General features: G+C 69.6%; 13 protein-coding genes. 6 read left to right on the top strand and 7 right to left on the bottom strand.

The window, feature by feature from the left end; genetic code table 11:
• Positions 1-13: 13 nt before the first annotated feature.
• The 6 genes from nagZ to Q9G87_RS27075 all read right to left on the bottom strand — a co-directional run bounded on the left by nagZ (position 14) and on the right by Q9G87_RS27075 (position 5,963).
• Complete coding sequence (gene nagZ / locus Q9G87_RS27050) at positions 14-1,300, bottom strand: beta-N-acetylhexosaminidase (RefSeq protein ID WP_305919278.1); 1,287 nt, start codon at positions 1,298-1,300, stop codon at positions 14-16.
• An 828-nt stretch (positions 1,301-2,128) separates the two neighbouring features.
• Positions 2,129-3,844, bottom strand: coding sequence for a putative PEP-binding protein (locus Q9G87_RS27055; RefSeq protein WP_305919279.1), 1,716 nt, complete (start codon positions 3,842-3,844; stop codon positions 2,129-2,131).
• A gap of 11 nt (positions 3,845-3,855) precedes the next feature.
• The gene (locus Q9G87_RS27060) at positions 3,856-4,119 is read right to left on the bottom strand and encodes an HPr family phosphocarrier protein (RefSeq protein ID WP_305919280.1); all 264 of its coding nucleotides are present in this window, start codon (positions 4,117-4,119) and stop codon (positions 3,856-3,858) included.
• Positions 4,120-4,203: 84 nt separating this feature from the next.
• Entirely contained in the window at positions 4,204-4,650 is a 447-nt protein-coding gene (locus tag Q9G87_RS27065) for a PTS sugar transporter subunit IIA (protein WP_305919281.1), read from the bottom strand.
• 9 nt (positions 4,651-4,659) lie between these two features.
• A complete protein-coding gene (locus Q9G87_RS27070) occupies positions 4,660-4,896 on the bottom strand; it encodes a PTS glucose/sucrose transporter subunit IIB (protein WP_305919282.1) in 237 nt (78 codons plus the stop codon).
• Between the two features lie 32 nt (positions 4,897-4,928).
• A complete protein-coding gene (locus Q9G87_RS27075) occupies positions 4,929-5,963 on the bottom strand; it encodes an SIS domain-containing protein (protein ID WP_305919283.1) in 1,035 nt (344 codons plus the stop codon).
• Between the two features lie 117 nt (positions 5,964-6,080).
• Here Q9G87_RS27075 and Q9G87_RS27080 point away from each other — a divergent pair, with 117 nt between their 5' ends.
• The 4 genes from Q9G87_RS27080 (at position 6,081) to Q9G87_RS27095 (ending at position 10,146) form a co-directional block, all read left to right on the top strand.
• Positions 6,081-6,821 (top strand): GntR family transcriptional regulator, encoded by a 741-nt coding sequence (locus tag Q9G87_RS27080; protein WP_305919284.1) that lies wholly within the window; start codon positions 6,081-6,083, stop codon positions 6,819-6,821.
• Between the two features lie 54 nt (positions 6,822-6,875).
• Positions 6,876-8,213 (top strand): PTS transporter subunit EIIC, encoded by a 1,338-nt coding sequence (locus tag Q9G87_RS27085; protein ID WP_371825828.1) that lies wholly within the window; start codon positions 6,876-6,878, stop codon positions 8,211-8,213.
• A 69-nt stretch (positions 8,214-8,282) separates the two neighbouring features.
• Positions 8,283-9,581: a PTS transporter subunit EIIC gene (locus tag Q9G87_RS27090; protein ID WP_371825829.1), complete on the top strand. Its 1,299-nt coding sequence runs from the start codon at positions 8,283-8,285 to the stop codon at positions 9,579-9,581.
• Positions 9,582-9,756: 175 nt separating this feature from the next.
• Entirely contained in the window at positions 9,757-10,146 is a 390-nt protein-coding gene (locus Q9G87_RS27095; RefSeq protein WP_305919285.1) for an Rv3235 family protein, read from the top strand.
• A gap of 64 nt (positions 10,147-10,210) precedes the next feature.
• On the opposite strand, the gene secA is transcribed toward Q9G87_RS27095, so the two are convergent.
• A complete protein-coding gene (gene secA, locus Q9G87_RS27100; protein ID WP_305919286.1) occupies positions 10,211-13,000 on the bottom strand; it encodes a preprotein translocase subunit SecA in 2,790 nt (929 codons plus the stop codon).
• A 164-nt stretch (positions 13,001-13,164) separates the two neighbouring features.
• Here secA and Q9G87_RS27105 point away from each other — a divergent pair, with 164 nt between their 5' ends.
• Together Q9G87_RS27105 and Q9G87_RS27110 are read left to right on the top strand one after the other, a co-directional pair.
• Entirely contained in the window at positions 13,165-13,485 is a 321-nt protein-coding gene (locus Q9G87_RS27105) for an HGxxPAAW family protein (protein WP_305919287.1), read from the top strand.
• Positions 13,486-13,603: 118 nt separating this feature from the next.
• Entirely contained in the window at positions 13,604-14,797 is a 1,194-nt protein-coding gene (locus Q9G87_RS27110; protein WP_305919288.1) for a winged helix-turn-helix domain-containing protein, read from the top strand.
• The last annotated feature ends 28 nt before the right edge of the window (positions 14,798-14,825 follow it).

Here is a 14,825-nt window from a genome sequence, read left to right on the forward strand (position 1 = left end):
AAAATCGTGCGCGTTAACCCCCGACGCGGGCGGCCAGCTTGCGATGCTCGGCGGAGCGCAGCACGCGGGCCGCCTCCTCGGCCGATGCCGCGGGCGCCTCGGTCAGCAATCCCCTGGCCTGCTTGAGCGTGAGCAACCGGGTCACCGACTGGTCGAGGCGCTCCTTGCTGATCCGCCCTGACTTCACCGCCGCCAGCACCGCCTGGTAGGCCTTGGGCAGGTCGTTCGGCATGAGCAGCAGGTCAGCGCCGGCCAGCACGGCGCGGACCGCGATCTCGCCGTCGTTGTATTTCTGCCGCACGCCGGCCATGTTGAGGGCGTCCGTGGAGATCACGCCCTTGAAGCCGAGCTTCTCCCGAAGCAGGCCGGTCAGGATGGGCTTGGACAACGTGGCCGGGTCGCCCGACGGGTCGAGCTTGGGGAAGACGATGTGGGCGCTCATCACGGCGTCCACCCCGGCGTCGATCGCGGCCTTGAACGGGGGCGCGTCGATACGCTCCCACTCGGCCTTCGAGTGCTTGATCACGGGCAGGCCGGTGTGGCTGTCGACGGTGGTGTCGCCGTGGCCGGGGAAGTGCTTGGCGGTGGCGGCCACCTTCGCGTCGGCGAACCCCTTGACCGCCGCCTCGACCATCGTGGCCACCTGCTTCGGGTCCTTGCCGAACGCCCGGGGGCCGATGACCGGGTTATTCGGATTGACGTTCACGTCGGCGACCGGAGCGAAGTCCAGGTTGACGCCGAGCGCACGCAACTCCTCGCCGGTGGCCTCGGCCACGGCACGCGACAGCTCCGCGTCCTTGGTGGCGCCGATCTGGGACGCACCGGGAAAGTCCGTCATGAGCGCGGACATCCGCGACACCAGGCCGTTTTCCTGATCGGTGCCGATCAGCAGCGGGACCTGCTTCGACGCCCGCTGCATGCCGTTGGTGAGGCCGACGACCTGGCCGACGCTCTTGACGTTGTGCGGGAAGAGGATCACGCCCCCAAGGTGGTATTTGGCGATCACCTTGGCGGGGGTCTGGGCGGCGTATCTCGCCTGATTCTCGCCCGAGGCCGTGTCGGCGGACGAGCCATACAGGACGGGCATGAACAGCTGGCCGACCTTCTCCTCGACGCTCATCTTCGACAGCACGCGCTCGACCGGATCCGGCTGGGCCTGCGCTTGGGACGAGCTCTGCGTGGGGGGCGCGGGCGGTGCGGCCTTGCCCCCGATCGGGGTCGCCCCCGCCGCGCCGCCGCCATTGCCGCAGGCCGCCAGAGCGATCACCAGGAGGCTTGCCGTACCGATCCGTCGAAGCATGCCTCCAAAGGTATCCATCCGACGACCCTGCTGGGCCGGCGCGCAAGCGAAGCGCCCCGCTACGCCCGACCCGCCCGTTTCCGCGCCCAGCGAAACCCACCGGGCCGGCACCACGCGGACGCCCACCGCCGCAGACCAGCCCAGCCGCTCACACAAGCAACCAGCCCCAGCCCAGCCCGGCCGCTCACATAGGCAACCAGCCCCAGCCCAGCCGGACCGCTCACACAAGCAACCAGCCACAGCTCAGGCCGGCCGATCCGAGCCGAGCCGCTCAGCAAGCAGCGCGCCACAGCCCGATGCGGCCGAGCCACCCCGGCCGGTGAGAGCAGGCCGGTGAGAGCAGGTCAGCGACCACGCAGGCCGACGACGGCGCGCCCGCTACCACGCAGACCGACGACACCGCGCCCGCGACCACGCGGACCTACTACCACGTCCACGACCGCAGACCGACGGCACCACGCCCACGGCAGCGGGCCGACGATCACGGCGGCGGACGACCGACAGCGGGCCGACGACAGCGGGCCGGCGATCACGGCGGCGGACGACCGACAACGGGCCGACGACAGCGGGCCGACGACAACGGGCCGACGACAACGGGCTGGCGACAACGGGCCGGCGACAACGGGCTGGCGACAGCGCGTCCACGACAGCGGGCCGGCGACAGCGCGTCCACGACAGCGCGTCCACGACAGCGGGCCGGCGACAGCGCGTCCACGACAGCGCGTCCACGACAGCGGGCCGGCGACAGCGGGCCGGCGACAGCGGTCGGCGGTCACGGCGGACGGCCGACGTGCTGCCATCCCGAGCCGGAAGAAGCGTCGCGGGCCGTTACAGCCCGAGATGGGCGAGCGCGGGGAGGTGGACGCGGGCCGCGGCACGGGCGTCGGCCGGCGTCGTACGCGCCCGCGCCGCGTCGGCAGCCAGCCGGCACTGCGTGAGCGTGTGCGCGGCCAGCGCGGCGCGTACGGCAGCAAGCGCGCCGGCCCCCATCGACAACGTCGAGGCACCGAGCCCGACCAGCACGCAGGCCATGGCCGGATCGGCGGCCGACTCGCCGCAGATCCCGCACGGCTTGCCCGCCGCGGACGCGGCACGCGCGGTCATGGCCACCAGGTCGAGCAGCGCGGGCTGCCACGGATCGTGCAGCGCGCTCACGGCGCCCAGCTGGCGGTCGGCGGCGAAGGCGTACTGGGCGAGGTCGTTGGTGCCGATCGAGACAAAGTCCACAGACGCCAGCAAGTCCCTGGCCCGCAGCGCAGCCGCCGGGATCTCGATCATCACGCCGACGCCTGCCAGCCCCCTGCCCCGGCACGACCGCGCGAACCACGCGGCCTCCTCCCCCGTGGCCACCATCGGCGCCATCACCAGGAGATCCTCGGACGCCACGGCCGCGATCGCCGCCAGCTGCGCGTCCAACACCTCGGGAAATCTCCTGAGCCTCCGCAGCCCGCGCTCCCCGAGCACCGGATTCGGCTCAACCGAGGCTGAGGCTGAGGCAGAGGGCGCGGCTGAGGCAGAGGCCGAGGCGGCCGAATCCGAGGCCGCGGTAGGCAGGAACGCCAGCGGCTTGTCCGCACCTCCGTCCAGCGTCCGCACGACCACCTTCCCCCCGGGGAACGCCTCCACAGCCGCCCGGTAGGCCCGCGTCTGCTCCTCCAGAGAAGGCGGCTCGGCCCGGTCGAGGAAGAGGAACTCGGTCCGGTAGAGCCCGATCCCCTCGGCCCCCGCGGCCACGGCGGCCTCCAGCTCGGCGGGCCCGCCGACGTTCGCGAGCAGCGGAACCGGGTGCCCATCGGCGGTCCTGCCCGGCCCCCGCGCGGACGCCATCGCCGCCTGCCTGGCCGTGGCCGCGATGAGCGCGTCGGCGACGTCCGACTCGGCCGGTTCCACCCGTACGTCGCCGGAGGTGCCGTCGGCCATCACCCGGACGCCGTTCGGGATGCCGGTCGCCCCTCGGCAGGCCACGACGGCAGGCACACCCATGGCCCTGGCCAGGATCGCGGTGTGGCTGGTGGGACCGCCTTCCTCGGTGACGAACGCCGCGATCTGCCCCTTGGCCAGCAACGCGGTGTCGGCAGGCGCGAGATCCCTGGCGACCAGCACGTACGGCTCCGCGGGCGCCCCCCGCAACCCCGGCATCGCCTGCCCGTACAGCAGCGCGATCACGCGGTCCCTGATGTCGTTCAGATCGGCGGCCCGTTCGCCCAGGTAGCCCCCGGACCCGGCCAGCACGTCCCGATATTTCGTGAATGCCTCAAAAACCGCCCTAGGTGCGGCCAAGCCCCGGTCGATGAGGGTACGCACCTTCACGACCAGACCGGGGTCCTCGGCCATCAGCGCCTGGGCCTTGAGTATCTCCTCGGCCTCGCCGCCCGCCTGGTTGCCGCGAGCCTCCAGCTCGCCCGCGACCTGCCGGAGCGCGGCCATCGCGCGCTCCTTCTCCTGATCCGCCTCGCCGGTGTACGTGGCGCCCTTGGGGGGTTCGGGCACAGAGACGGTCAACACGTACGCGGGGCCGTGCCCGATGCCCGGGCTGACCCCCACCCCCCGGAGGTTCACGGCGTACCGGCGATCTCGGCCAGCTCGTCGAGGACCTCTTCCGAGCCCTCGCCCTCCGCGCTGATCACCACGGTCTCGCCCTGCCTGACGTCCAGCGCCATGATCGCGAGGATGCTCTTGCCACTGACGGGGGCCTTCGCGCTGTTCATCTTCGCCACCGTGATGTCCATCGGGGCCTTCATCGCCCGTTGCACGAACGTCGCCGCGGGGCGGGCATGGAGCCCCACCTCCGCCGCCACGGTGACCTTGCGCTCACCCATCGACTTCTCCTTCTGTGCCGGTCCAGACCAGCTGGACGCGCGTGGTTGCGACTGCCGTGCATATTGTGTCGAAAAACGCGAGTCCTATTCCCATCGGAAGAGCTCGTCTCCGACATGCACGGTCCCCTCGGCGACCCCGGTCACGGCCTCCGACAGGGCGTCGAGCGCGACCACCGGGCAGACCGGCGAGCGGCCGCCCGCCTCGATCGTCGCCGGGTCCCACGCCACGACCGGCTGGCCCGCGCTCACCCTGTCACCCTCCGCCGCCAGCAGCTGGAACCCCTTCCCCTTGAGCTGGACCGTGTCGATGCCCAGATGCACCAGCACACCCTTGCCGTCGTCCCCCACGATGACGTACGCATGCGGATGCAATTTCATGATTTTTCCCGCGATGGGGGCCACAGCCTTGCCCGGCCCTCGCAGCGGATCGATCGCCGTTCCCGGCCCCACCATGCCCGCGGAGAACACCGGATCGGGCACGGCGGCCAACCCCACAGCTGCCCCCTCAACCGGGGCGAGAACAGTCGTCATGGTCTCGCCTCAGCCGATGATGTCCTCGATGTCGCTGGCGATCGTGTCCGCCTCCGGCCCGACGACGACCTGGACCACATTCCCCGCGGCCATCACGCCATGCGCGCCGGCCGCCTTGAGCGCGGCCTGGTCGACCTTGGACGCGTCGTGGACCTCCGTACGCAAGCGGGTGATGCAGGGCTCGATGTCGATGATGTTGTCGGCGCCACCGAGCCCGGCGATGATCGCGTTCGCATCCGCCGCCATCCGGCCTCCCTAGCTCTTGTGACCAGGTTAAATCAGTCGGTCTGGGTGACCTTGTTCAAACCGCGCGGCGCGTCGGGGTCGATGCCGAGCCGGCGGGCGAGCGCCTCGGTGAGCAGCTGCCCAGGGACGATCAGCCCCATCGGCGCCACCCATTCGGGCAGGTCGGGGCCGTTGAGCGCGGCCGTGCCCGCCCGGGCGAGCGCGTCCCCGCCCCCGATCGTGTACGCCGCCGCCCCCGCGGCCACCACCCGCTCGGCCAGCGCGACCGTGCCGGACAGCGTCGGGCTGTTCTCGGCGGCGACCAGCAGCGCCGGGGTGTCGGCGTCGACCACGGCGATGGGGCCGTGCAGCAGGTCGGCGTACGACAGGCCCATGGCGTGCAGGTAGCAGGCCTCCTTGAGCTTGAGCGCCGTCTCCAGCGCCGTCGAGAACGCCAGCCCGCGCCCGGAGACGACCACGCCCGGCTTGTCCAGCAGCCCCTCGACCACCGCTTCGACCTCACCCGGCTCGGCGATCAGCTTCTCCACCGCCTCCGGCACCCGCAGCAGCTCGGCCACGTCCACGTCGGCGCCCAGCCCCAGCGCGAGCACGGCCAGCGCGGCCAGCTGCGTCGTGTACGTCTTGGTCGCGGGGACCGCCTTCTCCTCCCCCGCCTCCGTGCACAGCGCCACGTCGGAGGCGTGCGCGAGCGGGCTGTCCGGGCCCCCGTTGGTGATGCCGACCGTCGCGGCCCCACAGTCCTTGGCCCAGGCCAGCGTCTCGACGATCTCCTCGGTCCGCCCCGACTGCGAGATCGCCACGGCCAGCACGCCGTCCAGGTCCAGCTTGCGCTTGTACGTGGTCGCGATCGACGGCGCGGCCAGGGCGGCCAGCCGGCCCGTGTGCGATTCGACCAGGTAGCGGCCGTACACTGCTGCGTTGTCGGAGGTGCCCCGCGCGATGAACAGCAGCTGGCGGGTCTGCTCGCCCACCGCTCTCACCTCGTCGATCCTGGGGAGCAGGGAGTCCAGTGTGGCCCGCAGCGCGGCCGGCTGCTCGGCGATCTCGCTGCGCATCTTCGTGGTCATCGTGGGCTCGTTCCCCTTCGGGCTTGACCGTCTTTCGCGTGATGTGGTCTAGTCCGGACTAGACCAGTACGAACCATAGCCTATTGTCCAGATAGCGACGAGACGAGAGGAGGATGCGTGGCGCACATCGATCCGGACAGCCCGGTGCCCAAATACTTCCAGCTTCGCGAGATCCTGCTGGACCTCATCGACAGCGACGAGCTGAGCATCGGCGCCGCCATCCCGTCCGAGCGCGAGCTGTGCCAGCGCTTCGGCCTGTCCCGCATGACCGTGCGGCAGGCCGTCGACCATCTCGTGTCCGAGGGCCGCCTGCACCGCGTGCCGGGCAAGGGCACGTTCGTGGCCCGGCCGAAGATCGAGCTGGCGCTGCAGCTGACGTCGTTCACCGACGACATGAGGGCCCGCGGAATGGTTCCCGGATCGCGCGACCTCGACAGGAGGATCGTGCGCGCCAGCGCCCACCTGGCCAAGGAGCTGGGGATCCAGCCGGGCGAGGAGGTGCACTTCATCGAGCGGCTCCGGATGGCCGACGGGGAGCCGCTGTCCATCGAGCGGGCGCACATCCCGGTCAAACTCGCCCCCGACCTGGCCGAGCACAACCTGTCGGACAAGTCGCTGTACGAGCTGCTGGAGAGCCGCTACGGCCTGGTCATGGACGCCGGCGAGCTCACCATCGACGGCGGCATCGCCGACCCGAGCGACGCCGATCTGCTGAAGCTGCCGCGTGGCGGCGCCGTGCTGCTGCTGCAGCGCAGGTCGTTCTCCGGCGGCGTCTGCGCGGAACTGGGCGTGTCCACCTATCGCGCCGACCGCTACCAGTTGCGCACCATTCTGGAAATGCCCGTAAGACGGGGCTGAGGGCCGTACGCTGCCGGGGTCGCCCCCGGATCCCACCCCCCCGGAGGAACGCCGGTGAACGAGACCGCCGCCGCCCGGCCCTCGCCGCTCGCGCGCGTCATGACCGTGCTCCAGCGGCTGGGCCGCTCCCTGATGCTGCCCATCGCGGCCCTGCCCGCGGCCGCCCTGCTTCTGCGCTTCGGGCAGCCCGACATGCTCGGCTCCAACGGCGGCGAGCCCGGCGGGCTGGCCGACGTGGCGGGCTTCGCCTGGATGAACCAGGTCGCCGAGGTGCTGGCCGCGGCCGGCGCGGCGTTGTTCGAGAACCTGCCCCTGTTGTTCGCCGTGGGCGTCGCGATCGGCTTCGCCCGCAAGTCCGACGGCAGCACCGCGCTCGCCGCCGTGGTCGGCTACCTGGTCTTCGACCGCGTTACCAAGGTCATGTTCTTCGGCTCCGGCATCCGGGACACCGTCTCGATCAAGGAGGTCCAGGACCAGGGCGTCGTAGAGATCATCAACTACGGCATGCAGAACCCCACCAAGGTGCTCGGCGGCATCGTGATAGGCCTGGTCGCCGCGCTGCTGTGGCAGCGCTTCCACCGGATCAAGCTGCCGTCGTGGCTGGCGTTCTTCGGCGGGCGCCGGTTCGTGCCGATCATCACCTCCATCGTCGCGCTGGTCATCGGCGTGCTCTTCGGCTGGCTCTGGCCGGTGATCGGCGAGTGGATCCGGCACGGCGGCGAGGCCTTGGCCGCGATCGGCCCCGTCGGCACCGGCATCTACGGCCTGATCAACCGCCTGCTCATCCCGCTCGGCCTGCACCACTTCGTCAACTCGGTCGTCTGGTACGTCGTCCCGCAGTGCGACGTGGGCGGCCGCGTGCTCGGCGGCGACTGGAACTGCTATTTCGGTGGCGCGCCGCACTCCGGCCAGTTCATGGCCGGCTTCTTCCCGATCATGATGTTCGCCCTGCCCGCCGCCGCCCTGGCCATGTGGCGAGCGGCGCCCAAACACCGGCGCGCGAGCGTGGGCGGCATCATGTTGTCGGCGGCGCTGGCGTCGTTCGTCACGGGCATCACCGAGCCGATCGAGTTCGCCTTCATCTTCGTGGCGCCGCTGCTGTTCGCCGTGCACGCAGTCCTGACTGGGCTGGCCATGGCGCTGACCACGCTGATCGGCGGGCAACTGGGCTTCGGGTTCTCGGCCGGGCTGCTCGACATGTTGCTGAACGCCAGCAAGTCCAACACCGAGAACCTGCCCGGCATCCTGCTGCTCGGCCTGATCTACGGCGCGGTCTACTACGTGGTGTTCACGTTCCTGATCCGCCGCCTCGACATCATGACCCCCGGCCGGGAGGCCGAGCCCGACGTCGACTCGGGCGAGACCGGCCGGGTCGCCCCGGGCGCGACCTAGCGCGGTTTTCTCCCCGGGTGCCCGTGGTAGGAACCCACCATTCCCCTGCGAACGGATCACCGAGCGGGGGTGAGTGCGGCGATGGGCGGCGGCTCGGCCCAGTCATCAGCCTGGTCATCGATCTTCGGGGTGCTGCAGCGCATCGGGCGCTCGCTCATGTTGCCCATCGCCGTCCTGCCCGCCGCCGGCCTGCTCTTCCGCTTCGGCCAGGACGACCTCCTCGGCGCGAACGGCCTCGGCGGCGTGCTGCCGTGGCTGCTTCCCGTGGCGAAGGTGCTGGCGGCGGCCGGCGGCGCCCTCTTCGAGAATCTGCCGCTGCTGTTCGCGGTGGGTGTGGCGATCGGCTTCGCGCACAAGTCCGACGGTACCACCGCGCTCGCCGCCGTCGTCGGCTACCTCGTCTTCGACCGCGTCACCAAGACCTTGTTCTTCGACGCGGGCGAAGGCGCCGTCTATGACAAGGTCCTGCTCGTCCTGCGGGACGGCTCCCATACGCTCAACGTCGGCGCGCAGAACCCGACGGGCGTCCTCGGTGGCATCGTCATCGGCATCACCGCCGCCCTGCTGTGGCAGCGCTTCTACCGGCTCAAACTGCCGGCGTGGCTGGCCTTCTTCGGAGGACGCCGCTCGGTCCCCATCGTCACCGCCGTCGCCGCCCTGCTCCTGGGCGTGGCCTTCGGCCTGCTGTGGCGTCCGGTCGGCGACTGGCTGACCGCGGCCGGCGACTGGCTCTCGGCCCACGGCACCGCCGGCGCCGGCATCTACGGCGTCGCCAACCGCCTGCTCATCCCCGTGGGCCTGCACCACTTCCTCAACACCATCGTCTGGTTCACGCTCCCGGAGTGCCACGCGGGCGTGAACGGCGCGATCCGCGACGCCGCCGGGGACCTGAACTGCTATTTCGCCGGTGAACAAGGCGCGGGCAGCTTCATGACCGGTTTCTTCCCCGTCATGATGTTCGGCCTGCTGGGCGCGGCCATCGCCATGTGGCGGGCCGCCCCGCCCGACCGCCGCCGTCCGGTCGGGGGGATCATGTTGTCGGCCGGTCTGACGGCCTTCGTCACCGGCATCACCGAGCCGCTGGAGTTCGCCTTCATCTTCGTGGCGCCGGTGCTCTTCGCCGTGCACGCCGTCCTGACGGGCCTGTCGATGGCGCTGATGGCCGAGCTGGGCGTCCGCCTGGGTTTCACGTTCTCGGGCGGCGCCATCGACCTGCTGCTGAACGCCAGCAAGTCGAACACGCACGGCCTGGGGTTGCTCATCGCCTTTGGGATCGCCTATTTCTTCATCTACTACGTGATCTTCTCCGTGCTCATCCGCGCCCTGAACCTGCCCACACCCGGCCGCGAGGTTACGGGCGAGTCATAGCGTCCGGCGACCCCGGCCCATAACAACGGCGAAGGGACCCAACTCGCCTATCACTTTCCTCGCCGGAACGTACAAAAGGGATTGGAAGCCATGGAAGCTGGCGGCCTCCGTATATCCCGGCCGAGCCGAAAACTCTTATAGGCGATTGTTTCCCGCCCAGGAATTTGGAGGACGCGTGTCGGCAGCACCGCAGAACCCGCAGGTCGACGGAGCCCTGGCCCTGGACAGCCAGCCCCTGATATGGGGACCGCCGGGCGCCACGCCGGACGAACGCAAGCTGCGCCACTTCGGGCAGGCCCTGGCCGAGGTGCTCGCGGGCCGGCGGGCCCCGGAGACCCTCGCCGACCGGCTCACCTCCCGGGCCTACCGCGAGCTACTCAAGGCGGGACGAATGATCCGGACGAGCCGCACGCCGTTCGCCGGGAGCATGCACGTGAAGGAACCCCGGGACGGGGCGGTCGAGATGTGCGTGCTCGTCCACTGCGGCGAGCGTAACCACGTCCTCGCCGTACGGCTGGAACGCCGCGGCGTCCACTGGCTGTGCACCGATTTCGAGACCGCGTAGCACAACGAAGACCCCCGCCTTCTTGGCTGGTGAAGGCGGGGGTCCTGGCGAATGGCCCGGATGATCAGGCCGCGTGCTTCGGGTCGCCGTGGCAGCGCTTGTACTTCTTGCCGGACCCGCACGGGCACGGCGCGTTGCGCTCCACGTTCCCGTACGCGGCCCGCTCCTCCTGAGTGGTGCGCACCTTGGTGTGCTCGACCCCGCCCTGCTCACCGGGCGCGGTGTATTCGAGCTCGGCCGGCCGCTCAGGACCGCGCAGCCCGCGCGCGATGATCGAACGGGTCTCCGCGATGACCGCGTCCTCTTCCTCCACGATCGGGTTTTCCTGCACCTCGACCTCGAGGTTGAACAGGAAGCCCACGGAGTCCTCCTTGATGCCCTCGAGCATCGCGGTGAACATCTCGTAGCCCTCACGCTGGTATTCGATCTGCGGGTCCTTCTGCGCGTAGGCCCGCATGCCGATGCCCTCGCGCAGGTAGTCCATCTCGTAGAGGTGCTCGCGCCACTTACGGTCGAGGACGGACAGAATGACCCGGCGCTCGATGTCGCGCATGGCCTCCGCGCCGAACTCCTCCTCGCGCCGGGCGTACGCCTCCAGCGCGTCGTTCTTGATCTTCTCGCTGATGAACTCGGCGCTGAGCTCTTCGCGGCCGCCGGCCTCCTCGACGAGGTCGTCGATCCGGACCGAGACCGGGTAGAGCTCTCCGAAGGCCTTCCACAGCTTGTCGAGGTCCCACTCCTCGGCGAAGCCCTCGGCCGTGGCGCCCTGGACGTAACCGTCGATCACGTTGCCGATGAAGCCCTGCACCTGCTCGTGCAGGTCGGCGCCCTCGAGCACGCGGTGGCGCTCGGCGTAGATGACCTTGCGCTGGCGGTTCATCACTTCGTCGTACTTCAGAACTTCCTTGCGGATCTCGAAGTTCTGCTGCTCGACCTGGTGCTGGGCGGAGGCGATGGCCTTGGAGACGATGCCCGACTCGATCGGCTGGTCGTCGGGGATCTGCAGCCGGGTCATGATGATCTCGACCCTGGCCGAGTTGAACAGGCGCATGAGGTCGTCGCCAAGCGACAGGTAGAAGCGCGACTCGCCGGGGTCACCCTGTCGGCCGGAGCGGCCGCGGAGCTGGTTGTCGATGCGGCGCGACTCGTGCCGCTCGGTGCCGAGGACGTAGAGGCCGCCGAGTGCGGTGACCTCGTCGTGCTCGGCCTTGACCGCCGCCCTGGCCTTCTCCAGCGCCTCGGGATAGGCCTTCTCGTATTCTTCCGGCGTCTCGATCGGGTCGAGCCCGCGCTGGCGCAGCTCGAGGTCGGCGCGGAACTCGGAGTTGCCGCCGAGCATGATGTCGGTGCCTCGACCGGCCATGTTGGTGGCGACGGTGACGGCACCCTTGCGGCCCGCCTCGGCGATGATCGCGGCCTCGCGTGCGTGGTTCTTCGCGTTGAGCACCTCGTGCGGCACGCCGCGGCGCTTAAGCGCCTTGGACAACCGCTCGGACTTCTCCACCGAGGTGGTGCCGACGAGGACCGGCTGCCCGGCCTCGTAGCGCTCCTTGATGTCCTCTACCACCGCGTTGAACTTGGCGTCCTCGGTCTTGTAGACCACGTCGGCCTGGTCCTTGCGGATCATCGGCCGGTTGGTGGGGATCGGGACGACACCCAGTTTGTACGTCTGGTGGAACTCGTTGGCCTCGGTGACGGCGGTGCCCGTCATGCCGGACAACTTCTCGTAGAGGCGGAAGTAGTTCTGCAGCGTGACCGTGGCGAGAGTTTGGTTCTCGTCCTTGATCTTCACGCTCTCCTTGGCCTCGATGGCCTGGTGCATGCCCTCGTTGTAGCGGCGGCCGTGCAGGATGCGGCCGGTGAACTCGTCGACGATCAGGACCTCGCCGTCGGCGACGATGTAGTCCTTGTCCTTCTTGAACAGCTCCTTGGCCTTGAGCGCGTTGTTCAGGAAGCCGACGAGGTGGGTGTGCTCCGGCTTGTAGAGGTTGTCGATGCCGAGCCAGTCCTCGACCTTCTCGACGCCGGCCTCCAGGATGCCGACCGTGCGCTTCTTCTCGTCGACGATGTAGTCGCCGGTGCTCTCCTCGCCCGGGTTCTTCGCCTCGACGCCCCTGCGCAGGCGGGGCACGATCTTGGCGAACTCCTGGTACCACTTCCCGGACTGCTCGCCGGGGCCGGAGATGATCAGCGGCGTGCGGGCCTCGTCGATCAGGATGGAGTCGACCTCGTCCACGATCGCGAAGTGGTGGCCGCGCTGCACGCACTCCTCGAGCGACCACGCCATGTTGTCGCGCAGGTAGTCGAAGCCGAACTCGTTGTTGGTGCCGTAGGTGATGTCCGCCTGGTACTGCTTACGGCGCTCGTCGGGCTGCTGACCCGCAAGGATCATGCCGACTTCGAGGCCGAGGAACCGGTAGATCCGGCCCATGTTCTCGGCGCCGACCTTGACCAGGTAGTCGTTGACGGTGATGACATGCACACCGTTGCCCGCCAGCGCGTTAAGGTAGGCGGGCAGCGTGCAGGTGAGGGTCTTGCCCTCACCGGTCTTCATCTCTGAGATGTTGCCCATGTGCAGGTTCGCGCCACCCATGATCTGCACGTCGAAGGGCCGCTGGCCGAGCACGCGGCGGGACGCCTCGCGCACGGTCGCGAACGCCTCGGGAAGCAGATCGTCGAGCGTTTCGCCATCCGCGTAGCGTTGCTTGAATTCGTCCGTCATCGCGCGCAACTCCGCGTCGGACAGGCTCGTGAAGTCGTCCTCTATGGAGTTGACCTGGTCTGCGATCCGCTTGAGCTTGCGCAGGATCTTGCCTTCGCCGGCACGTAGGATCTTGTCGAGAATGGCTGCCACTTTATGTAAAGCTCCTCGCAGGTCTACCCCGGCGGCGCCGCCAGGAGGAGAGGCCGAGACAAACTTCCCCGCCTGCCATCGTAGGCGGTTCAGCAACCAGACACAGCCACCGTGCCGACAAGGGCGCGGTACGCGTCTGGGAGAATGGGGGCAAGGCAGAGGGTATGCCGGTTGAGCGCCGGCCCGCATCAATAGCGGCAAAACCGGCAAAGGAAGGATTGGTCATGGTTGAGGGGAAGAAGTCGGAGCATACGGAGAATCTGGGCAGCCACGGCGGGCGTGCGTCATCGTGGCTGGCGGTGACCATCATGCTGGTCGGATTCACCGCCGCCGGCTTCGGGCTGGTCGCCACCAGTTGGACGCTCATCTGGGTCGGCGCCGGTCTCTTCGTCGTTGGCGGCATCCTCGCTCTCGTCTTCGACATCTTCACCGATGTCGTGATCGACGCGCCTCGCGTAGGCATGCGCGCCGAAGATCATCGTTGAACCGCGCTTCACAGGCGGGCACCCGAACCCCATCGGTTGCCCGCCTTTTGCGTTCCCCCGTTTTGTCGGTGCCCGGCGCTAGATTTCAGCGTATGCATCGCCCTACACGAACGCTGACATGACCGGCCCGACGGACCTGACGGCCGACGAAGCACGCCGGATCATCCTGCGCTCGCAAGGCCTGATCGGCGCCGCGCCGCGCCAAGGCGGGGTGCACGCCATGCTGCGCAGGCTGGGCGCCGTGCAGCTCGACACGATCTCGGTCCTGGCCCGCTCCCACGAGCTGGTCGCCTACGCGCGCCTGGGCGCGGTGGGCCGGGCCAAGGTCGAGCGCGCCTACTGGCACAACCCCGCCCAGAGCTTCGAATACTGGTGCCACGCGGCCTGCATCCTGCCCATCGAGCACTGGCCGCTCTACGCGTTCCGCCGCCGCGCCTACCGCGACCGGAAATACCGCTGGCACGAGGTCCCCGACAACGTCGAGAAGCTCCTGGAGCAGGTGCGCGAGTCGGGCCCGCTGATGACCTCCGACGTGGGCGGCGCCAAGAACGGCGGCCCCTGGTGGGACTGGTCGGACTCCAAGATCGGCCTGGAGTGGCTGCTGGACATCGGCGAGCTGGTCTGCAGCCGCCGCGTCGGCTGGCGCCGCGTCTACGACCTGGCCGAGCGCGTGGTCCCCGCCGACCTCCTCGCCGAGGACCTGACGGACGAGGAGTGCGTCGTCCGCCTGGCCGCCATCGCCGGCCGCTCGCTCGGCGTGGCCAACAGGACCGACCTGATCGACTTCCTGCGGCTCAAGGGCCGCTACGCGGCGATACTCGACGACGTGCTGCTCAGCGGCGCGGCCGGACTGACGCCGGTGACCGTCGCGGGCTGGCCGGGCAAGAAGGGCCAGGCCAACGCGTGGGCGGATGCCGCGGCCCTGGAGTCCGAGCCGCGTGGCCGCCACCGCACGACGCTGGTGTCGCCGTTCGACTCGCTCATCTGGCACCGTGGCCGCACCGAGCGCGTCTTCGGCTTCACCTACACACTGGAGCTCTACGTCCCCAAGCACAAGAGGGTCCACGGCTACTTCACGATGCCGGTGCTGGCCGGCGGCCGGCTGATCGGCAGGGTCGACCCGGCCCGCGAGGGCTCCACCCTGGTGGCCAGGCAGGTCAGCCTGGAACCTGGCCTGTCCCCGGCCAAGTGGGCCGGCGCGTTAGCCGATGCCCTGTGGTCGGCCGCCGAGTGGGTGGGCTGCGACGCGATCCGCGTCGAACGCGCCGACCCGCCAGAGCTCGTGCCGATCCTCAACACGGCCGGCCCGTAACCCGCTGGACGATCCAGCGGGCCACGAC

The organism is Nonomuraea turcica (assembly GCF_030718205.1).
Classification (GTDB): domain Bacteria; phylum Actinomycetota; class Actinomycetes; order Streptosporangiales; family Streptosporangiaceae; genus Nonomuraea.

Coding starts and splice junctions, on each gene's coding strand:
- nagZ (WP_305919278.1), bottom strand. CDS start 1,300: ATGCTTCGACGGATCGGTACGGCAAGCCTCCTGGTGATCGCTCTGGCG.
- Q9G87_RS27060 (WP_305919280.1), bottom strand. CDS start 4,119: ATGGGTGAGCGCAAGGTCACCGTGGCGGCGGAGGTGGGGCTCCATGCC.
- Q9G87_RS27065 (WP_305919281.1), bottom strand. CDS start 4,650: ATGACGACTGTTCTCGCCCCGGTTGAGGGGGCAGCTGTGGGGTTGGCC.
- Q9G87_RS27070 (WP_305919282.1), bottom strand. CDS start 4,896: ATGGCGGCGGATGCGAACGCGATCATCGCCGGGCTCGGTGGCGCCGAC.
- Q9G87_RS27075 (WP_305919283.1), bottom strand. CDS start 5,963: ATGACCACGAAGATGCGCAGCGAGATCGCCGAGCAGCCGGCCGCGCTG.
- Q9G87_RS27105 (WP_305919287.1), top strand. CDS start 13,165: ATGCCGGTTGAGCGCCGGCCCGCATCAATAGCGGCAAAACCGGCAAAG.
- Q9G87_RS27110 (WP_305919288.1), top strand. CDS start 13,604: ATGACCGGCCCGACGGACCTGACGGCCGACGAAGCACGCCGGATCATC.